20 protein-coding genes, 1 tRNA gene and 1 pseudogene are annotated in these 20,591 nt (G+C 49.4%); 13 read left to right on the top strand and 9 right to left on the bottom strand.

Going from position 1 to position 20,591, the window contains the following annotated elements:
* Positions 1-15: 15 nt before the first annotated feature.
* Positions 16-1,323 carry a CYTH domain-containing protein gene (locus tag AC3ISQ_RS03125; protein ID WP_489350520.1) on the bottom strand — a complete coding sequence of 436 codons (1,308 nt, stop codon included), beginning with the start codon at positions 1,321-1,323 and terminating at the stop codon, positions 16-18.
* A gap of 256 nt (positions 1,324-1,579) precedes the next feature.
* Between AC3ISQ_RS03125 and AC3ISQ_RS03120 the strand changes: the two genes are divergently transcribed.
* Positions 1,580-2,200 carry a TIGR04211 family SH3 domain-containing protein gene (locus AC3ISQ_RS03120; protein ID WP_489350519.1) on the top strand — a complete coding sequence of 207 codons (621 nt, stop codon included), beginning with the start codon at positions 1,580-1,582 and terminating at the stop codon, positions 2,198-2,200.
* 93 nt (positions 2,201-2,293) lie between these two features.
* Positions 2,294-3,532 carry a multifunctional CCA addition/repair protein gene (locus AC3ISQ_RS03115; protein ID WP_489350518.1) on the top strand — a complete coding sequence of 413 codons (1,239 nt, stop codon included), beginning with the start codon at positions 2,294-2,296 and terminating at the stop codon, positions 3,530-3,532.
* 40 nt (positions 3,533-3,572) lie between these two features.
* On the opposite strand, the gene bacA is transcribed toward AC3ISQ_RS03115, so the two are convergent.
* Positions 3,573-4,397, bottom strand: coding sequence for an undecaprenyl-diphosphate phosphatase (bacA, locus tag AC3ISQ_RS03110; RefSeq protein ID WP_489350517.1), 825 nt, complete (start codon positions 4,395-4,397; stop codon positions 3,573-3,575).
* A 109-nt stretch (positions 4,398-4,506) separates the two neighbouring features.
* Complete coding sequence (folB, locus tag AC3ISQ_RS03105; RefSeq protein ID WP_489350516.1) at positions 4,507-4,860, bottom strand: bifunctional dihydroneopterin aldolase/7,8-dihydroneopterin epimerase; 354 nt, start codon at positions 4,858-4,860, stop codon at positions 4,507-4,509.
* Between the two features lie 155 nt (positions 4,861-5,015).
* On the opposite strand from folB, the gene plsY reads away from it, so the two are divergent.
* Complete coding sequence (gene plsY, locus AC3ISQ_RS03100) at positions 5,016-5,654, top strand: glycerol-3-phosphate 1-O-acyltransferase PlsY (RefSeq protein WP_489350515.1); 639 nt, start codon at positions 5,016-5,018, stop codon at positions 5,652-5,654.
* A gap of 30 nt (positions 5,655-5,684) precedes the next feature.
* On the opposite strand, the gene tsaD is transcribed toward plsY, so the two are convergent.
* Entirely contained in the window at positions 5,685-6,698 is a 1,014-nt protein-coding gene (gene tsaD, locus AC3ISQ_RS03095; RefSeq protein WP_489350514.1) for a tRNA (adenosine(37)-N6)-threonylcarbamoyltransferase complex transferase subunit TsaD, read from the bottom strand.
* 304 nt (positions 6,699-7,002) lie between these two features.
* On the opposite strand from tsaD, the gene rpsU reads away from it, so the two are divergent.
* From rpsU to rpoD, 3 genes are all read left to right on the top strand, one after another.
* Positions 7,003-7,218, top strand: a complete 216-nt coding sequence (gene rpsU, locus AC3ISQ_RS03090) for a 30S ribosomal protein S21 (RefSeq protein ID WP_001144069.1) — start codon at positions 7,003-7,005, stop codon at positions 7,216-7,218.
* A gap of 125 nt (positions 7,219-7,343) precedes the next feature.
* Entirely contained in the window at positions 7,344-9,092 is a 1,749-nt protein-coding gene (gene dnaG, locus AC3ISQ_RS03085) for a DNA primase (protein WP_489350513.1), read from the top strand.
* Between the two features lie 161 nt (positions 9,093-9,253).
* Positions 9,254-11,089, top strand: a complete 1,836-nt coding sequence (rpoD, locus tag AC3ISQ_RS03080) for an RNA polymerase sigma factor RpoD (RefSeq protein WP_489350512.1) — start codon at positions 9,254-9,256, stop codon at positions 11,087-11,089.
* Between the two features lie 42 nt (positions 11,090-11,131).
* Here the strand turns inward: rpoD and mug are convergent, their stop codons facing one another.
* Positions 11,132-11,635 carry a G/U mismatch-specific DNA glycosylase gene (gene mug / locus AC3ISQ_RS03075; protein ID WP_489350511.1) on the bottom strand — a complete coding sequence of 168 codons (504 nt, stop codon included), beginning with the start codon at positions 11,633-11,635 and terminating at the stop codon, positions 11,132-11,134.
* 143 nt (positions 11,636-11,778) lie between these two features.
* On the opposite strand from mug, the gene AC3ISQ_RS03070 reads away from it, so the two are divergent.
* The 3 genes from AC3ISQ_RS03070 to AC3ISQ_RS03060 all read left to right on the top strand — a co-directional run bounded on the left by AC3ISQ_RS03070 (position 11,779) and on the right by AC3ISQ_RS03060 (position 12,811).
* Positions 11,779-11,855: transfer RNA gene (locus AC3ISQ_RS03070), tRNA-Ile, on the top strand.
* 424 nt (positions 11,856-12,279) lie between these two features.
* Positions 12,280-12,510: a BrnT family toxin gene (locus AC3ISQ_RS03065; RefSeq protein ID WP_489350510.1), complete on the top strand. Its 231-nt coding sequence runs from the start codon at positions 12,280-12,282 to the stop codon at positions 12,508-12,510.
* Positions 12,497-12,811, top strand: a complete 315-nt coding sequence (locus tag AC3ISQ_RS03060; protein ID WP_489350509.1) for a BrnA antitoxin family protein — start codon at positions 12,497-12,499, stop codon at positions 12,809-12,811. Before AC3ISQ_RS03065 ends, AC3ISQ_RS03060 begins: the two co-directional genes overlap by 14 nt.
* A gap of 85 nt (positions 12,812-12,896) precedes the next feature.
* Here the strand turns inward: AC3ISQ_RS03060 and AC3ISQ_RS03055 are convergent, their stop codons facing one another.
* From AC3ISQ_RS03055 to AC3ISQ_RS03045, 3 genes and pseudogenes are all read right to left on the bottom strand, one after another.
* Positions 12,897-13,409: a chemotaxis protein CheW gene (locus AC3ISQ_RS03055; protein ID WP_489350508.1), complete on the bottom strand. Its 513-nt coding sequence runs from the start codon at positions 13,407-13,409 to the stop codon at positions 12,897-12,899.
* A pseudogene (locus AC3ISQ_RS03050) lies at positions 13,406-14,785 on the bottom strand (chemotaxis protein CheW); the annotation flags it as partial. The pseudogene AC3ISQ_RS03050 and the gene AC3ISQ_RS03055, both read right to left, overlap by 4 nt.
* A gap of 36 nt (positions 14,786-14,821) precedes the next feature.
* Complete coding sequence (locus tag AC3ISQ_RS03045; protein WP_489347145.1) at positions 14,822-16,024, bottom strand: IS256 family transposase; 1,203 nt, start codon at positions 16,022-16,024, stop codon at positions 14,822-14,824.
* Positions 16,025-16,272: 248 nt separating this feature from the next.
* Between AC3ISQ_RS03045 and yfcF the strand changes: the two genes are divergently transcribed.
* Together yfcF and AC3ISQ_RS03035 are read left to right on the top strand one after the other, a co-directional pair.
* A complete protein-coding gene (gene yfcF / locus AC3ISQ_RS03040; RefSeq protein WP_489350507.1) occupies positions 16,273-16,899 on the top strand; it encodes a glutathione transferase in 627 nt (208 codons plus the stop codon).
* A gap of 200 nt (positions 16,900-17,099) precedes the next feature.
* Positions 17,100-17,480, top strand: coding sequence for a Spy/CpxP family protein refolding chaperone (locus AC3ISQ_RS03035; RefSeq protein WP_489350506.1), 381 nt, complete (start codon positions 17,100-17,102; stop codon positions 17,478-17,480).
* 72 nt (positions 17,481-17,552) lie between these two features.
* On the opposite strand, the gene AC3ISQ_RS03030 is transcribed toward AC3ISQ_RS03035, so the two are convergent.
* Positions 17,553-18,110, bottom strand: coding sequence for an Ail/Lom family outer membrane beta-barrel protein (locus tag AC3ISQ_RS03030; protein ID WP_489350505.1), 558 nt, complete (start codon positions 18,108-18,110; stop codon positions 17,553-17,555).
* A 377-nt stretch (positions 18,111-18,487) separates the two neighbouring features.
* Here AC3ISQ_RS03030 and AC3ISQ_RS03025 point away from each other — a divergent pair, with 377 nt between their 5' ends.
* Positions 18,488-19,168, top strand: a complete 681-nt coding sequence (locus AC3ISQ_RS03025; RefSeq protein WP_489350504.1) for a helix-turn-helix domain-containing protein — start codon at positions 18,488-18,490, stop codon at positions 19,166-19,168.
* Between the two features lie 250 nt (positions 19,169-19,418).
* Positions 19,419-20,591 carry an efflux RND transporter periplasmic adaptor subunit gene (locus AC3ISQ_RS03020; RefSeq protein WP_489350503.1) on the top strand — a complete coding sequence of 391 codons (1,173 nt, stop codon included), beginning with the start codon at positions 19,419-19,421 and terminating at the stop codon, positions 20,589-20,591.

Below are 20,591 nucleotides of genomic sequence, written 5' to 3'. Positions count from 1 at the left end.
GATAGATTACCTGTGCTACGGCCTTTGGCCGTTTAACCAGAATGGTGCCTGGGATAAGGCCTGTTTACGGCTGGCTTCATACCAACCTTGGCGACGCTCCGCCAACGCCGACTGCAACTCACGCCAGCTCTCGATGTAAGGCAGGGTTTCACTATCTGGATAGGCGCCAGAAAGCAGAATAAAGGCCGAAACCTGGCGCGTCAGGCGAGGTAACTGTTCTTGATATTCATCGCTGTTCAACGTGCGGTTGAAGGCTTCTTTTAATTCAGCGGCGCTGCGCGCCAACATGATGTCACTGAAACGTTTGAAAGAACCATCCAGCTTGGTCTGTGATTTGGCATCAACAAATCCACGCCACGCCCCCGTCACCAACCATGATGTAAGTGCCAACTTACATTGTAGATACTCCACGCTATAGCACAGCACCTGTGGCTCCGTAGTTTTGTCTTCCAACAACGGTTCCAATGCTGTCAAGCGTGCGCGCAGATCGGCACTGGCTTTACGTGGGACTAAACCGCCGAAAATCACCAACGCTTGGCGAATCAGAGCGATGGCTTCCATCACGCCGTGACGCGCCTTAGCATCGCCACGCAACCACAGTTCTTCATGATACTGCCAATGGTTTAGCGCCAATTCAAAGCTGGCGACCATGCCTTGCTCCACGCTGGCTTTCGGGGCAACTTTTAACACCGACAATAAACGACGCTCACGCTCCACATTGCCCTGAGCCAAATGATAACCCCGCGCCGCTTTACTCAAACTGCCCTGACGCAAACCGCCCTGAGCCGCCAATTCACCAGCCAATGCCAGAAGATCGGTCGTGTTACCGCTTTTCAACTCTAATTCGATTTCACACAGCGCTTCACTCAGATCGCCAGCACGGACCTCACCTTGATCCACACCAATCTCAATCTCGCTTCCCGCGTAAGTGACTACCCACTTCTCACGAACAAAATCAGTGCGAAACAACGGTTGTAGCGCTTTTTGCAACGCGTCGATATCGGTGCCTTGCGGCCAAATTTCTGCCGGGAACTGCGCCAAAGCCAGCTCTGGTTTATCGATGTCTACATTGTATTCTGGGCGCTGATGCAGCCCCGCTACCACGCTACCACCGGTTTTAATCGTCATTTCGAAGCTGTCATCAAAACCACGGATACGCAGCCCCATATCATGGCTACGCAGGAAATTATCGGCGGTTTCAAAGTAAATATTGGTTAGTTTCTGCGGGGCAGAATGCTGGCTTGGCCAAGCCGCTAATTGGCTCGGTAGCGCAGCAACCGCTTCCGGTGTGGCAATAAATTTCAGTTCGATTTCAACGGTCATAGCTCTTTTATACCAATAAGTTGCGGTTCGACAGTGGCACAGTGCACAGGTCGTAAATATACAGTTGCCGTTATCTTACCGCGATTTATTGCGGCTTAACCCTGCTAACTGTAGAAAAAAGCGCTTTGCCCATAAAATGTTGCACAACTCACAGGATCACGCACAGTAGGATAGTTCTCATTCCGGTTTTAGCGTTGCGTCGTCACACTGAAGCCTCTACTATCGTTCCATAAATTCACACAGAAACGATTAACTCATGCAGAAATTACGCCTGATTTGCCTCGCCGTGCTAAGCCTTAGCATTACTTGGGGCGCACATGCCGAAGATAAACGTTATATCTCCGATGAACTGAATACTTATGTCCATAGTGGCCCGGGCAACCAATACCGTATCGTTGGCACCGTCAATGCTGGTGACGAAGTTGAGCTGCTGAGCGTTAACGACGGTACCAATTACGGTCAGATCCGCGATGCCAAGGGCCGTACCGTTTGGCTCCCACTGGATCAACTGAGCCAAACGCCAAGCCTGCGCACTCGAGTGCCAGAGCTGGAGCAACAGGTCAAAACTCTGACCGATAAGCTGGCAAACATCGACAATAGCTGGAACCAACGCACTGCAGAAATGCAACAGAAAGTGGCCGCCAGCGACGGCACCATCAACGGTTTGCAGCAGGAAAATCAAGATCTGAAAAACCAGTTGGTGGTCGCGCAGAAGAAAGTCAGCGCGGTTAATCTGCAACTCGACGACAAACAGCGCACCATCATTCTGCAATGGTTCATGTATGGCGGTGGCGTTGCGGGGATCGGCTTGATTCTAGGTCTGGTGCTACCGCATCTGATCCCTCGTCGTAAGAACAATAATCGCTGGATGAACTGATCTTAGTATCAGCCAGAGTGTGACTGGGCGCCTGCGGGCGCCTTTTTAATGTATGCTGATGAGTAAATTCTTACCTGCATTCGGAGTATCACTGTGAAGATTTACCTGGTCGGCGGTGCTGTCCGCGACAACCTACTTAACATCCCGGTATTCGATCGTGACTGGGTGGTGGTGGGTGCCACACCGGCAGAACTCCTGGAGCAGGGATATCAGCAGGTCGGCAAAGATTTTCCGGTATTTCTCAATCCACAAACGCATGAGGAATATGCATTAGCACGCACCGAGCGTAAGTCCGGCCAAGGCTATACCGGTTTTACTTGCTATGCCGCGCCAGACGTGACGCTCGAAGAAGATCTGCTGCGCCGCGATCTAACTATCAACGCGATCGCGCAAACGACCGATGGCGAACTGGTCGATCCCTACCATGGCGTGGCCGATTTACATGCTCGAATTTTGCGTCATGTCTCCGATGCCTTTGGTGAAGACCCGCTACGCGTGCTGCGCGTTGCACGCTTTGCCGCTCGCTTCGCACACTTAGGTTTTACTATCGCGCCAGAAACCCAGCAACTGATGCGCCAAATGGCCCATAGCGGTGAGCTATCGGCTTTGACCGCTGAGCGGGTGTGGAAAGAAACCGAGAAAGCGCTGCAAAGCCAAAGCCCGCAGATTTACTTCCAAGTTCTGCGTGATTGCGACGCCTTGCCAGTGTTATTCCCGGAAATAGACGCATTATTCGGCGTACCCGCGCCAGAGAAATGGCACCCGGAAATCGACACCGGCATTCACACATTAATGACGCTGGCCGTCGCCGCGCAGTTGAGCCCTGATATCGATGTGCGTTTCTCCGCGCTTTGCCATGATCTTGGCAAAGGGTTAACACCTAAAGAGTTTTGGCCGCATCATCATGGTCATGGCCCGGCGGGGATCCGTTTAGTTGAGGCATTGTGCCAACGGCTGCGAGCGCCGAATCCAGTACGTGATTTAGCGAAACTGGTCGCCGAATATCACGATCTCATCCACACAGTGAACAAACTGCGACCTGAAACCATTCTGAAATTGTTTGATGCCATTGATGTTTGGCGTAAACCGCAACGATTGGAACAGATGATCCTCACCAGCGAGGCCGACGCTCGTGGCCGTACCGGTTTTGAAAATAATCCGTATCCACAGGGTGATTACCTGCGCGCCGCTTATCAGGTCGCCAATGCGGTTTCGGTAAAAGAAGTGGTCGCTGAAGGACTACAAGGTTTAGCCATTCGCGATGAAATGCAACGTCGTCGCCAACGTGCGTTGGCTGAATGGAAAAAGACGCAAGCAATCATGGCAGTATAAGATTAAGCGGTGCCAAACCTCGGCACCGCTCTACTATTGATTACATGAAGACCATGTAAACCACTGCAGCAACGATAAAACGGTAAATCGCGAAAGGAACGAACGAAATACGTTTGATCAGCGACAGGAAGGTTTTAATCGCAATCAGCGCCACGACGAAAGCAGTGAAAAAACCAACCGCAAACATCGGCAAATCGCCCAACGTCAGGAAATGCCAGCTCTTGTACAGATCCAGACCACTGGCTCCAATCATCATCGGCACGGCCAAAATGAAAGAGAACTCAGACGCCGCGTAACGGTTTACACCAACCAACATCCCCCCCGCAATGGTCGACCCTGAGCGAGAAAACCCCGGCCACAGCGCCAAACATTGGAAACAACCAATCATAAACGCCTGACGGTAGGTAATATCATCCAGCCCTTCCGCGCTTGGTTTTTTCGGCTTAAACCATTCTGCCGCCAGCAACAGGAAACCGCCGACTACCAACGCATACATGACGTTTTTTGGTGCAAACAACGATTTAATGAAGTCATGGAACACTAAGCCCAATACCACCGCCGGGATCATCGCCAACAGGATGTGCCCTAATTTCAGCTGCCCTGCCGTTTTACCTTCGTGTTCAACCGGTTTATTGCCGAAGTGAATACCAATCAAACCAAACAAACGACGCCAGAACATCACCACGACCGCCAGGATCGATCCTAACTGGATGATAACCTCGAAAGTTTTGGCCTTATCACCGGTAAAGCCCAGCCACTCACCGACAATAATCATATGACCCGTCGATGAAACCGGTAAGAATTCGGTTACCCCTTCAACTACCCCAAGAACAAATGCCACAAACAGTGAATGCATGTCCGCCATGTGAGCGCCTACCCCATAAATTCAAAATACAAAAAAGCGGCAGTATTCAATATATTGCCGCTAAAATTTCAGACCAGACTAGTGGCCGTTAGTTGCATATTCATGACAATTAACGCGTTCCACGTTCGATAATCACACCAACTCGGCTCGCCTGTGCCACTGCGCCGGGCTTGCTGACCTTAATACGTACCCAAGGGGAATTAAAGCGTTGGAGTAACATTTCGGAAATCTCTTCCGCCACCCGCTCGACCAATGCAAAGCGCTGTGATTCCACGTATTGGATGATGGCATCGCTAACATCGGCGTAGCTCAGGCAGTCCTTTACATCATCGCTGGCAGCAGACTTACGATTGTCCCACCCCATTTCGATATCGAACACCAATTTCTGCTTAATGGTCTGTTCCCAATCATAAACGCCAATGGTGGTGATTACGCTAAGCTCTTCAATAAATACGATATCCATCACATCACTCTCTGTTTTTGAACTGGTCAAAAATGCACAAAATCGGCTAATCCCCTTAGTATTTGGAAGATTAAGGGGATACCACTTACAACGGAATGTGCGTATTATCCCTATATGTTGCGAGTAAAACGACCATTATTAAACGGAACCGCGTTATGAGTGCTACCGCGCTTGGCATGATTATCTTCGCGTATCTGTGTGGCTCAATCTCCAGTGCGATCCTAGTTTGCCGGATCGCTAGGCTGCCCGATCCGCGTGAAAATGGCTCAGGAAACCCTGGGGCGACTAACGTTTTACGTATCGGCGGACGGCTAGCAGCGGCAACGGTGCTGGTGTTTGACGTACTAAAAGGGATGTTACCAGTTTGGTTGGCATACAAGCTGAACGTGCCGCCGTTGTACCTCGGGTTAACCGCCATTGCCGCCTGTTTAGGGCATATCTACCCGGTATTCTTCCACTTCCGTGGCGGTAAAGGCGTGGCGACCGCGTTTGGTGCCATTGCGCCGATCGGCTGGGATCTGACCGGGTTGATGACCGGTACTTGGTTGTTGACCGTGTTACTCAGCGGCTATTCTTCATTAGGTGCGATTGTCAGTGCGCTGATCGCCCCGTTTTATGTTTGGTGGTTCAAACCCCAGTTCACCTTCCCGGTCGCGATGCTCTCTTGCCTGATTTTGTTGCGCCACCACGACAATATTCAACGTCTATGGCGTGGTCAAGAAGGAAAGATTTGGGGTAAATTCCGTAAGAAAAAAGCAGAAGAAACAACGGAAAAAGAAGATAAGAAAGAATAACAGAAGGCCGGATTTCCGGCCTTTATCGTTTTAAACCGCAGGCAGCTCAGCCAACGGCCAACGTGGGCGCACCGACACGCTCAGCTCTGGATTCGCACCGCTTTTCAACCGAACTAGCCCGGCATAAGCGATCATCGCACCGTTATCAGTGCAGAATTCAGGGCGAGCATAGAACACTTCACCACCACGTTTGTGCATCATTGCCGCCAGTTTCGTGCGCAATGTACGGTTAGCGCTGACGCCCCCCGCCATCACTAGGCGTTTGAAACCGGTTTGTTCTAATGCACGTTTGCACTTGATCGCCAGCGTGTCTACGACCGCATCTTCGAAAGCGCGAGCAATGTCGGCACGAGTTTGATCGTCGGTGCCGTTAGAACGAATCGTATTAGCCGCGAAAGTTTTTAAACCGGAGAAACTGAAATCCAGCCCCGGACGATCAGTCATCGGGCGAGGGAAAACAAAACGCCCTTCGGTGCCTTGCTGCGCCATTTTCGACAACATTGGGCCACCGGGATAATCCAACCCCAGCAATTTAGCTGTTTTATCAAAAGCTTCACCTGCGGCGTCATCGATTGACTCGCCTAACAATTGATATTCACCAATACCGGTAACGCTGATCAGTTGGGTATGCCCGCCAGAAACCAGCAGCGCGACGAAGGGGAAGTCCGGCGGATTATCTTCCAGCATCGGCGCTAACAAATGGCCTTCCATATGATGTACCGGCACTGCGGGGACATTCCAGGCAAACGCCAGCGCGCGACCAATGGTTGCGCCCACCAACAGCGCCCCGACCAATCCCGGCCCCGCCGTATAGGCTACGCCGTCGATATCGGCAGCGGTCAGGCCTGCTTCTTTTAATGCCGCCTGAATCAGCGGCACGGTTTTGCGCACGTGATCGCGGGAAGCCAGTTCCGGCACCACGCCACCGTAATCGGCATGCAGTTTCACTTGGCTGTATAACTGGTTGGCTAATAAACCGGTTTGATCGTCATACACTGCAATTCCGGTTTCATCGCAGGAAGTTTCTATACCCAGTACTCGCATTACATTTCCCATCATTCACGTGCGGCCGTCAGTTTAGCATAATTGCCCCCCTTTACCGCCACTTCTGACTATGTTGATGATTCTGCTAAAAGAATGTTTCTCAGATTAAAGACGAGCAATTTTTCCTGATTAGTCTATAATCAGCGCCCTATACGAAATTGTGTGTGTTTGCTCAGGATAGTGCTGGTTTCTATGTGTTGCGGTGCTTTACAAAGCAGCATCCATTGAAGTAAAATTCCGCACCATTTTGAAAAGGCTGGCGCTTGGCCAGCAGCAAACCGAATTCTATTGAGGTGAGAGGCACATGCCGGTAATTAAAGTACGTGAAAACGAGCCATTTGACGTTGCTCTGCGTCGTTTCAAGCGTTCATGCGAAAAAGCAGGCGTTTTAGCTGAAGTTCGTCGTCGTGAGTTTTATGAAAAACCAACTACTGAACGTAAACGCGCTAAAGCTTCTGCTGTGAAACGTCACGCGAAGAAACTGGCCCGCGAAAACGCACGCCGCACTCGTCTGTACTAATCTTTTGGGGGCAACCCCACCGCGTGATTATCAAAGCGCAGACCGAGTAGTTGTATATCAAGGCCGTGCTTTCCGAAAGGAATGCGCGGCTTGTTCTCGTTTATAGGCTAGTGAAGTAAGGGCTTATGGCTGGACGAATTCCGCGCGTATTTATCAATGACTTGCTGGCTCGTACCGACATCGTCGATCTGATCGATGCACGGGTGAAACTAAAAAAGCAGGGCAAAAATTATCACGCGTGCTGTCCGTTCCATCATGAAAAAACGCCTTCATTCACCGTTAATGGCGAAAAACAGTTTTATCACTGTTTTGGTTGTGGTGCGCACGGTAACGCCGTCGACTTCCTGATGAATTACGACAGGCTAGAGTTTGTCGAAACCATCGAAGAACTGGCGACCATGCACGGGCTGGAAGTGCCTTACGAGGCAGGAACCGGGCCGACCCAGATTGAACGTCATCAGCGTCAAAGCCTGTATCAACTGATGGAACAGCTCAGCGCGTTCTATCAACAGTCCCTGCATCAATCCGCTGGGCAACCAGCACGTGATTATTTGCAACAGCGTGGTTTGAGCGATGAAGTGACCCGTCACTTTGCTATCGGCTTTGCCCCCGCAGGTTGGGACAATGCGTTAAAACGTTTTGGTCGCGATGCCGACAGTCGCAGTGCATTGAACGATGCCGGGATGTTGGTGACTAACGATCAAGGGCGTTCTTACGATCGTTTCCGCGAGCGCGTGATGTTCCCTATCCGCGATAAACGCGGTCGAGTTATCGCTTTCGGCGGACGAGTATTGGGTGACGGCTTACCGAAATACCTGAACTCACCGGAAACCGAAGTGTTCCACAAAGGCCGTCAGTTGTATGGCCTATATGAAGCGCAACAGAGCCACCCTACCCTGCAACGTTTGCTGGTAGTAGAAGGTTATATGGATGTCGTCGCGTTAGCGCAATACGGCATCGACTATGCTGTCGCTTCGCTGGGTACTTCGACCACCGCTGAACATATTCAGTTGTTGTTCCGTGCGACCGATAACGTGATTTGCTGTTACGACGGCGACCGAGCTGGCCGAGAAGCCGCTTGGCGCGCGTTAGAAACCGCACTGCCTTACTTGAACGATGGCCGTCAGCTACGCTTTATGTTTTTACCCGACGGCGAAGATCCTGACACACTGGTACGAAAAGAAGGTAAACAGGCATTTGAACAACGGATGGAGCAGGCACAGCCGCTTTCCACTTTCTTGTTTGAAAGTTTGTTACCGCAGGTAGATTTGAGTAGCCCAGACGGGCGCGCCAAGCTAAGTACGCTGGCGTTGCCGCTGATCACCCAAGTGCCCGGCGAGACATTGCGTTTATATTTGCGCCAACAGTTGGGCAGTAAATTGGGTCTGTTGGATGACAGCCAGCTCGACAAGCTGATGCCAAAACAGGCGGAAAATGCGAATACTTATCAGCCACCCCAGCTAAAACGCACAACCATGCGTATACTGATAGGGTTACTGGTACAAAATCCGCACTTGGCTACACTTATCCCTTCATTGGAAGGATTAGAACAAACCAAACAGGCGGGATTGCCACTGTTTGTTGAACTGGTTCAAACCTGTTTATCACAACCGGGGCTAACCACCGGCCAGTTGTTAGAGCTTTATCGCGACAACAAATTCAGCCAGCAACTTGAAACTTTAGCGACATGGAACCATATGATCGTTGAGGATATGGTTGAACAGACATTTTTAGATACCTTGGCCAGTCTGTATGACTCGGTACTTGAGCAACGGTTAGAAACGTTGATCGCTCAATCCAGAACACATGGATTGAGCCCAGAGGAACGTGAGGAAGTTCGTTCCCTCAACCAGGTATTAGCAAAGAAAAACTAATTTAAAGAATACAACGGCTTAAGTGCCGATAAATGCGAGGGCATAGCCCTGCAAAATGCCGCTACGGGAGCCGCGGCTATAACAAAAATGCTCCCATGCTATTGTTGGCGGTTTCGCCGACCGACACCAACCCTAATACTCTGAAGTGTGGATACCGTCTTATGGAGCAAAACCCGCAGTCACAGCTTAAACTTCTTGTCCAACGTGGTAAGGAGCAAGGCTATCTGACCTATGCTGAGGTCAATGACCATCTGCCGGAAGATATCGTCGATTCCGATCAGATCGAAGACATCATCCAAATGATCAATGACATGGGCATTCAGGTGATGGAAGAAGCACCTGACGCCGATGACCTGCTGCTTGCTGAAAACTCAAACAGCACAGATGAAGATGCGGAAGAAGCTGCCGCACAAGTGCTGTCCAGCGTCGAATCTGAAATCGGCCGTACCACCGACCCAGTACGCATGTACATGCGTGAAATGGGTACCGTTGAGCTGTTAACCCGTGAGGGTGAAATCGATATCGCCAAGCGTATCGAAGACGGTATCAACCAGGTGCAGTGTTCTGTTGCCGAATACCCGGAAGCGATCACTTACCTGCTTGAACAGTACGATCGCGTTGAAGCGGGTGAAGCACGCCTGTCTGATATGATAACCGGCTTTGTCGATCCTAACGCCGAAGAAGAAGTCGCCCCCACCGCTACTCACGTAGGTTCTGAACTGTCCACTGAAGAACAGAACGATGACGACGATGAGGAAGAGGACGAGGAGGAGGAAGACGACAACAGCATCGATCCTGAACTGGCACGTCAGAAATTCGCCGAACTGCGCGATCAGTATGAAGCTGCACGTTTGATGATCAAAAAGAACGGCCGTAGCCACGCCAGTGCAGCAGAGGAAATTCTGAAGCTGTCTGAAGTGTTCAAGCAGTTCCGTTTGGTGCCAAAACAGTTCGACTTCTTGGTCAACAGCATGCGTACCATGATGGATCGCGTTCGTACTCAAGAACGTATCATCATGAAACTGTGCGTTGAACAGTGCAAAATGCCGAAGAAAAACTTCGTCACCCTGTTCGCTGGCAACGAAACCAGTGAAACTTGGTTCGCTGCAGCACTGGCAATGGCTAAACCATGGTCAGAGAAACTAAAAGAAGTTAATGACGACGTTCAGCGCAGCCTGCACAAACTGCGTCAGATCGAAGAAGAAACTGGCCTAACCATTGAGCAAGTTAAAGATATCAACCGTCGTATGTCGATCGGTGAAGCGAAAGCCCGCCGTGCGAAGAAAGAGATGGTTGAAGCAAACTTGCGTCTGGTTATCTCGATCGCCAAAAAATACACCAACCGTGGTCTGCAATTCCTCGATCTGATCCAGGAAGGCAACATCGGCTTGATGAAAGCGGTAGACAAGTTTGAATACCGTCGTGGTTATAAGTTCTCAACTTACGCCACTTGGTGGATTCGTCAGGCGATCACCCGTTCTATCGCTGACCAGGCACGTACCATCCGTATCCCAGTGCATATGATTGAGACTATCAACAAGCTCAACCGTATTTCGCGCCAGATGCTGCAAGAGATGGGCCGTGAGCCAACACCGGAAGAACTGGCTGAACGTATGCTGATGCCGGAAGACAAGATCCGCAAAGTACTGAAAATTGCTAAAGAGCCCATCTCCATGGAAACGCCAATCGGCGACGATGAAGATTCGCATCTGGGCGATTTCATCGAGGATACCACCCTCGAGCTGCCGTTGGATTCTGCCACTTCCGAGAGCCTGCGCTCTGCCACACACGACGTGTTAGCTGGCCTGACTGCGCGTGAAGCGAAAGTTCTGCGTATGCGTTTCGGTATCGATATGAACACCGACCACACGTTGGAAGAAGTGGGTAAACAGTTTGACGTTACCCGCGAACGTATCCGTCAGATAGAAGCGAAGGCGTTGCGTAAACTGCGTCACCCGAGCCGCTCTGAAGTACTGCGTAGTTTCTTGGATGATTAACATCTACTGATGTGAACAAAAACCCTGTTTCGGCAGGGTTTTTTATTGTCTATTTTCCAGAGCTAAATACAGTTCACGATAACTTTCTGTCAGTTGCTCCAACGTCGCGCGATTCAGCCCACTGGGATTAGGTAATACCCAAATTTCAGTTTTACCTATCATCAATTCCTGACGTCCCCACTCCGCCTTACGGACAGCAAAAGCCGTGCTGAACGCCTGTTTACCGAGGATCGCCAATGCCTGTGGCTGATACTTTAACATTTTGGCTCGAAGTGCTTCACCGCCCGCATGTAGCTCACTACGCGCTAACTCACTGGCCGCGACCGTTGGCCGTTCCACCAACGCGGTAATTCCGCACCCCGTATCCAACAGATGTTGTTCTTCTTCCGGTGCCAACTGCCGCTCGGTGAATCCCGCCAGATGGATTACTTTCCAAAAGCGGTTACTACCATTGGCAAAGTGATAGCCACGATGGGCGGAAGATAGCCCCGGATTGATACCGCAGAACACCACGCGTAGGTTTGTTGACAAAATATCCGTAACCATGACTTGTCCTAATTTGGGGTATTGGCCTTGGTTATCGCAAAATCCACTAACAATTACAACAAGCTAGGGTTGTATGGAAAGTAAGCATACGCGCGAACAACAGTAGACCAACCCTCGATGATTACGTATAATCACCGCCTCTTGGCCCTTTAGCTCAGTTGGTTAGAGCGCGCGACTCATAATCGCTCGGTCGCTGGTTCAAGTCCAGCAAGGGCCACCAAACATATCAAGGACTTACGTTAATAACGTGAGTCTTTTTTTTTGGGGATATGCTGAGAATATTTTGAAAAGGTAGTAAGTAATAACGCCCCTTCTTGCTTATGCCGTTGGTTGGTCGTTCCAAGCATCATGAGCCAACAAATTACCGTCTTTATACAGATGGGTTATTTTCTCGTAGTTCAGAGCCACTTCTTCCATGTGACCCGTCCCCAGGCAACGCAAAAGAGCAAAACAGGAAGCGCCTGAAAATGATTCATATCTAGGTCGTACCAAAGGGCAGCATTCACAATGCAGCCCTTATTTTTCGCCAATCCACCAGCGACCACCCCGTTTGACTTTCGATTTATTGTAGCTACAATAAATAAATGAAAATCATATTCGACCCAAGGAAGAACGAGACCAACAAGCAGAAGCATGGTGTGTACTTGGCCGATGCCGAACATCTTGATTGGGAACAAATGGTTGCCGCGCCGGACTCCCTCGGCCAATACAGCGAAGACCGTTACATTGGAATCACTTATGGCCTCGCTTACCTCAACAACCGAATTTATGTCGTCGTCTTTACGTACAGTGATGGGGATAACGAGGAGATTTACCGCATTATCAGTTTGCGAAAAGCCACTAACGCGGAGGTGAAAAATTATGCCAAAACTTAAACTAGGAACTATCCTCCCAACGGATGAAGAAGATCGTGAAATCCGGGAGGCTGCCGCAAGAGACCCTGATACTCGGTTACTAGAAGGCAAAGACGTAAAACTCATGCCGTTCAGTGAACTAAAAGCCATGCGCAAGCAAGGGCGTCCCGTTAAAGCAGAACCAAAAGCACAGGTCAGTATCAGGTACTCGCCGGAAGTCATCGCCGCCTTTAAAGCGACTGGCCGTGGTTGGCAAACCCGCATGGACGCCGCAATGAAGGATTGGCTTAAAAACCACTCACCGGCAGACATTAAAATTTGATGCTAAGCGATAGCGTGAGTATCTCCAGCATTACAGTTATAAGGGTTGGATATTGAGCCAACCCTTTTGCCGTTCACCTAAGCTATCAAACTAAAGCCTGACTGGCCTCGGTGGCGGAGTCCATCATTTCCATCTCTTGTGGGCTCAACAACTTTTCGATGTTAACTAGGATGATCATTCGGTTTTCCAACACCCCCAGCCCAAGCAGATAACGACTAGACAACACCGAGGCGACATCCGGGGTGGGCTTAATCTGCTCAATGTCCATCGACAGCACATCCACTACACCGTCGACCACAATCCCTACCACACGATCGTTGAGATTAAGCACAATGACTACCGTGTTGTCATCATGGGACAGGTCAGACAGTTCAAAGCGCACGCGCAGATCGACAATCGGCACAATCACGCCGCGCAAATTGGTCACGCCGGTAATAAAACTCGGAGCATTAGGAATACGCGTTAGGCGATCGCAGCCGCGAATCTCCTGCACTTTCAGAATATCGATGCCGTACTCTTCATTACCCAAACGGAATACCAAGTACTCCTGAGCAATGGTGTCGGCGTTGGCGGGTTTACTGGCTATTGCTGCAGTCATGCTTTCCCCTCCATACGGGGTTGTAGAGCGTTGAGCGTCGAGAGCTCAACCACATCAAGAATAAGCGCCACGCTGCCATCCCCGAGGATAGTCGCAGCGGAGACGCCAGGTACTTTGCGATAGTTTTGTTCGAGGTTTTTTACCACCACCTGTTGCTGGCCGATGAGCTGATCGACCCACATTGCATAGCGGCAGCCCGCACTTTGTACGATAACAACAATCCCGTCGTCGGCAGGCTCTTCGCTCACCACAGAGAGGCGCTGTCTCAGCATCACCAGTGGCAAATACTCCCCGCGAACCTGCAACAGACGCTCTTCACCCACAAAGCGGCACAACATCTCTTCCGTCGGCCTGAGCGATTCCATTACCGCCCCCAACGGCAGGACGTAAATCTCCTCGCCCACCTTCACCAACATACCGTCAAGGATAGCCAGCGTCAGCGGTAGGATAATGCGGATGGTCGTCCCGGCACCCGGCGTAGAGAGCACATCCACATGGCCGCCCATCGCCAGAATATTGCGTCGCACCACGTCCATACCGACACCGCGCCCGGAAACGTCCGTCACGCTCTCAGCAGTAGAGAAACCTGCCGCAAAAATCAGCATCCACACGTCGTCATCACTCATCGTATCGCTGATGGTCATGCCCTGCGAACGCGCTTTGGCAAGGATTTTATCCCGATTAAGCCCGGCGCCATCGTCGCTGACCTCAATCACAATATTGCCGCCGTGGTGTTCTGCCGAGAGCGTCAGGCTACCGACCATCGGCTTGCCTTTTGCCACACGAATCTCTTTCTCTTCGATGCCATGATCAAGGCTGTTACGCACCAGATGCGTTAACGGATCGATAATGCGTTCAATCAGGCTTTTATCCAGCTCGGCGGAACCGCCTTTGAGGATCAGATCTACCTGTTTATTCAGGCGACTCCCCAGATCATGAACCAGACGCGGGAAACGGCTGAAGACATAATCCATTGGCATCATACGAATAGACATAACCGACTCTTGCAGCTCGCGAGTATTACGCTCCATCTGCGCAACGCAGCCAGAAAGCAGGTCGTAGCTGGCAGGGTCAAGAGTGCGGGAGAGCTGCGAAAGCATCGCCTGAGTGATGATCAGTTCCCCAACCTGATTGATAATCTGATCGACCTTACTCACTGCCACGCGGATGCTGCCCGACTCCTGGTTAACGCCGCGTGTAGGCGAAGCCGGACGAGCCGTTGGAGCCGTGTCTGCAACAACATCAGGGGCTACGGGGAGAACAGATTCCGCTGCCTGAACGGCGGGCTTAATCGTGATTTGCTCGGCATCAAGCACAAAACAGAGTACGGCAGTGAGATCGTCAGCTGAAGTTCTCGTCAACAACTCCACTTTCAGAGAGCGTTCAGAATTCTGTGTCACGTTAAAAGATCATTACAACGTAATCACTTTATCGAGGCGACCTTCAAAATAAATCGCCAACTGGGACAATGTCAAATTCCAGCTCTGGATCGGCATTGTCCATTTTTCCTGCGCATTCATTAACCCCAGATAAAGCAGCTTCAACAGACTGTTTTCGTTAGGGAATGCGCCTTTAGTTTTCGTCAGCTTTCTGAACTGGCGGTGCACTGATTCAATGGCATTCGTGGTGTAAATGACTTTACGGATCGTCGCCGGATACCGGAAGTAATGTGACAAATTCTCCCATTTTCTCCGCCATGACTGGATGACCATCGGGTATTGCTGGCCCCACTTAGCCTCCAGTTCATCCAGCGCCGTTTCTGCTGCTTCTTTCGATACGGCACGATAAACGGGCTTCAAATCGGCCATAAACGCCTTATGGTGCTTGGAGGCGACATATTTAATCGAGTTGCGGATCTGATGGATAACACAGAGCTGGACTTCGGTATCCGGGTAAATACTGTTTATCGCTTCCGGGAACCCCGTCAGACCATCCACACAGGCAATCAGAATGTCGTTCAGGCCACGGTTTTGTAGATCGGTCAGTACTGACAGCCAGAAGTTAGCCCCTTCGTTTTCAGACAGATACAGACCCAGGATCTCTTTTTTGCCTTCCAGATTCAGCGCAAGAACAGTGTACACGGCTTTGCTTTGATAACGCCCGTCTTCGCGGATCTTATAGTGAATCGCATCCAGCCAGACGAAGGGATAAACCGTCTCCAGCGGGCGTTGTTGCCATTGTTGCAACTCAGGAATCACTTTATCGGTGACGGCGCTGATCGTGGCGCTGGAAACACTGAAAGCATACAGGTCTTCAATTTCCTGGCTGATATCCTTGTAACTCATGCCCAGTGCAAACATGCGGATGATCTTGCGCTCAATCTCATCGGAAAGCGTGGTCTGGTGCTTCTTCACGAGTTGAGGCTCAAAAGTACCGTTACGATCGCGGGGCGTGGCGAGTTCAAAGGCACCAGTGGGTGTTTTTAGTGTCTTTTTAGACGAACCATTTTTACGGTTAACGGCAATATCTTGAGCCAGATGAGAGTCGAGTTCAGCGGCCAGAGCAGCTTCGGTTAACTGTTTGATTAATGGCGTTAAGATGCCATCTTTACCTGTCAGTGCCTGACCATCCTGAAGTGCTTTCAGGGCTTTATCGAAATCGAAGGGTTGGGACATGTGTCATTCCTTTTTGTCGGTATTTTACTGGAATGACACAGAATTTCTAACACTCCCAACAGATCATTCACGATATCCTCGATCAGTACGAGAAGCATCTACACTTCCTGCACTTGGTGCGTTAACTGCCTTCTCAACTCCACCACCCTGTTTGGTGGTGGAGTTTCCTGTCCCCATAAACTAGCTTGCATTTTTCCTTACTATCATCAATTCTTTCTAATCCCATCACCTTCGCCCTAGGAAAACCGATGACCCAGCCAGCCCTTGTCCTCTACAGCGATGCCAACTTCTTTAGCCCTTATGTGATGTCGGTGTTTATCACGCTGACGGAGAAAAAAATTCCCTTCACGCTAGAAAAGGTCGATTTAGCCAACAAAGAGCACCAAGGTGCCGGCTACAGCAAATTATCGTTAACCAAACGGGTGCCGACACTGATTGATGAAGGGTTCCAACTTTCCGAATCATCGGCGATCGACGAATATTTGGAAGACCGTTATCCGCAACATCCCGTTTATCCGAAGGATATACAAGATCGCGCCAAAGCCCGTGAGATTCAGGCATGGTTGCGTAGCGATCTGATGCCGATTCGCGCTGAACGCTCAACCGAAGTCATTTTTAATCAGAGAAAGTTCGCCCCTCTTTCTACAGAAGCACAAGCGGCAGCTCAGACTCTGATTACCAGTGCTGAGAAACTACTGTCGCACGGGAAGGCGAATTTATTGGGTGACTGGTGTATTGCTGATACTGATTTGGCGCTGATGCTCAATCGTTTGGTGATGCATGGCGATGAAGTACCGGAGAATCTAAAACGCTACGCCCAACAGCAATGGCAACGCCCTTCTGTACAAGCTTGGCTGGCGTTATCACAGAAATAGTATTATTGGCGGGGTTCGCCCTGCCTATTAACATAAAAATCTGATAACAATAAACCATTCCAAGTCTGAATTCAGATGCCAACTTATGCCGTTGATGCACAAAGAAAAATAACCCACTCTATATATTTTGATACATTGTTTAATATTATCCCCATAAACAATTCACTAAACTCCCGCCTTCCCAAAAGAAGGTGCTATCAATGAATAATAAAATAAAAACTCTGGTTGCAGGCGTCGGCTTAATTTTCGCCAGCTCAACCTTTGCCGCTGGTGGATTACAAAGTGAAAGCCGTCTGGCTAAAATTCTTGAATTGACGCCTCAGCAGCAAAAGCAAATTCATGTCATTCAGCAGCAAACGCAAAAAAACCTGGATAGTATTAAGCGCAATGATGCAGATCGGGACTTAATCTTGAATGTGATTAAATCTGGTAAGTGGGATGAGTTTGCCGTTAAAAAACGTATCACTGAAATAAGTGCAGCAAAACAGCAGGCCGACTATATCCGTTTTCATTATTTCTTTGAAGTAATGCAGACGTTAACTTCGGCACAAAAAGAGAAATTGCAGAAGATGATAAAATAATTGATATCAAGCGCACTATATTTCTATTACATAAAAATGATAATACAGTGCGCTTCACCCTAGCTCTGATGACTAAAAACGATAACCAACGCCAAGAGCAATACCGTTTACATTACGTGTTCGAGTACCAATATCTATTTCTGAACCTTCATAGCCAACATCGACAACAAAATTCTCAGTCGGGGTGAACAAAAAACCGAAGTTATAGGCCATCGTTAAATTATTTTCTTTTAACGTCGATGCTGAGCCTGAGTTACCAAAGTGATCAATACCCCATGCGGCACCATTCATTACTTTACTATAGCTGACGCCAAGTAACCCATAGACGACTAAATACTGATTAACATAGTAGCCAGGGCCAGCAGTGAGAGAGTAGTAATTGATAGATGTTTTTCCACCTACATTGCTCCCGCTATAGCTTTCACTGCCCTCCATCGCGGTAAAGGAACCCATCACATTCAGACGAGAGCCCCATTCATAACGGTATTTTATATTAGCACCTTGCAAGCTATTAAAATCAGGTATCTGAGTATAAGCATAGTCAACAATCACAGTATGGCTATCTGCATTCACAGCACTGATAAATCCCGACATACAAAACAAAAAACCCGCTAAAATCAGTCTTTTCATTGAGAATTTTCCCTAATTCAAATGGCAACATACGTAATTCATCAACACTTAAATGCAGTAATGTAGAATACAGTTTAGAAATATTATCTAGAGATAATATTATTTTGATGAATGGATATAGAACAAGAAACCACAGTATCAAATAAAAATAGATGACTTTCAATATGTCACTACGTTATTTGTTGAATACTAAAAAATAGCTAAGGAATATCTTATTATGACGAAGGATGAGTCAGCATTAATCCACCCTGTTACTATTAATTATTTGACAGGAAGTTTTTCTATACGGCCTCAAGTGTCAAGAAATCATCACTCTTCCCCCCACCCTATATTCCGCTATACTCAGACGATATCGTTTGATTGATAAGGGGTTTAGGGTGCCAAACAGTCTGCCAGTACCAGAAAAACGCATGGAGAACGATCCATTCAACGATGCGTTGCAAAAAATCATTCCCCACAAACCCAGTGAAACTATTAGCGATCTAATCACTCTGCTGCTACCCGAAGCCTCGCCGATCACCACTCGCCGCTCCCGGCAGTTCAGCAAAAGTAACCCTCAGATTTATCTGCTGTTACAAGGCGCGGTACATTTGCATCGTCAGTCGGATGATCTACTGATGACCACCATCTACGCGCCCCATATCATCGGCCTGGCTGAATTGTTACACCCGGTGGGGAAAACTTACCTGCATCTCGATAAAGGCTGTGAGATCCATGCGGTTGCAGGCAATAAAGTTCTGCAAACACTCAACGATCAACCCATGTTATGGGCGGATGTTGCCCGTATTCTTGCTTATCACCTGCATTTTGCCAGCCTGCGAGATCTGCATTTATTGAATAACCACGCCTATGATGCGATCAGAGGGAAATTACTGGAGTTAATGAATGCGCCGGAAGTGACACGGATAGAGTATTCTGCCTTACGATATATTCAAGAGCGGACGACGTTAGCACGTAGCACGATATTAAAGTGCCTGAGCGATCTGAAAACAGGTGGATATATTGAAATGGAGAAAGGGCATCTCACACAGATATTGACTTTGCCGCAGCGCTATTAATCAACATTATAAAAAATGCCCCTATCGTCAAATAGGGGCAACGGACACTACTAACTATCTATTTTTGTTGCTTTAGCATAATTCACACACCGGACATATATTACAACCATTCTCTTTTTATCCCAGAAATACCCAGTCCGAATTCGGACTCTTTTCCCGCTTATTATTTCGTAAAATCCCACGTTATTCATGCCTCTTTATTAATTAATCAGCTGCCGGGCTTTTACACCGTCTGGCCAATGGGATAACGATGAAAAAAATACTCACTTGCTTCTCAGGCGGTTTACTCCTGTCCGGCAGCCTGTTGCTCAGCGGATGCAACGATCAAGCAGCTAAAGCCCCACAAACTCCACCACATCCGGTCGGTGTGGTGACGTTAAAAACCCAGCCCCTGGCGGTGAAGTCTGAACTGCCCGGCCGCACCACCGCTTATCGCACGGCAGAAGTTCGTCCACAGGTTGGCGGTATTATTCTCAAACGTCAGTTTACGGAAGGGAGTAACGTGCAAGCCGGTCAATCGCTGTATCAGATCGATCCCGCGACCTATCAAGCCGCTTACGACAGTGCTCTCGGCGAGTTGAAAAAGGCGCAGGCTAGCAGCGAAATCGCCCATCTAACGGTCAAACGTGAACAGCCATTGAGAGCTAAAAACTACGTTAGCCCACAAGAATTTGACACCAGCGTCGCGACCGCTAAACAGGCCGATGCCGACGTTGCCGCCGCCAAAGCCGCGCTGGAAAACGCGCATATCAATTTGGTATACACCAAGGTTATCTCACCGATAAGCGGAATCATTGGTAAATCTAGCGTCACCGAAGGCGCTCTGGTGACAACCACACAAAGTGATGCGCTAGCAACGGTACAACAGCTCGACCCGATGTATGTCGATGTCACTCAATCCAGCACCGATTTCCTCAAGCTGAAGCAAGCCATTGCCTCCGGCAGCATCGAACATGGTAACGGCAAGGTGCCAGTCAGCCTGATTCTGGAAAACGGTCAGCCTTATCCGCTCACCGGTACGTTGGAGTTCTCTGACGTCACGGTCGATCAAACCACCGGTTCCATCACCCTGCGCGCAGTGATCCCGAATCCGCAACACACTCTGCTGCCGGGTATGTACGTGCGTGCCGAAGTAGATGAAGGGATGCAAAACAATGCTTTGCTGGTGCCACAACAGGGTATTACCCGTAACCCGCGTGGTGATGCCACAGCACTCATCGTTGATAAGCAAAATAAAGTCGAACTGCGTCAAGTGGTCGCCGCTCAGGCGATCGGCGATCAATGGCTAGTGACTTCAGGGCTGAAAGCCGGCGATCGAGTGATTGTCAGCGGATTGATGCGCCTGAAACCGGGAATGACGGTGAAAGCGGACGAAGAAAGCCCATCCACAGCGCAGTCACTGGCTGACGTTTACCACGGTTAA

It is taken from the genome of Serratia sp. KH_031 (genome assembly GCF_057839655.1).
The sequence above is the reverse complement of the archived record's forward strand: the minus strand, read 5'-3'. Positions and strand labels throughout refer to the sequence as shown.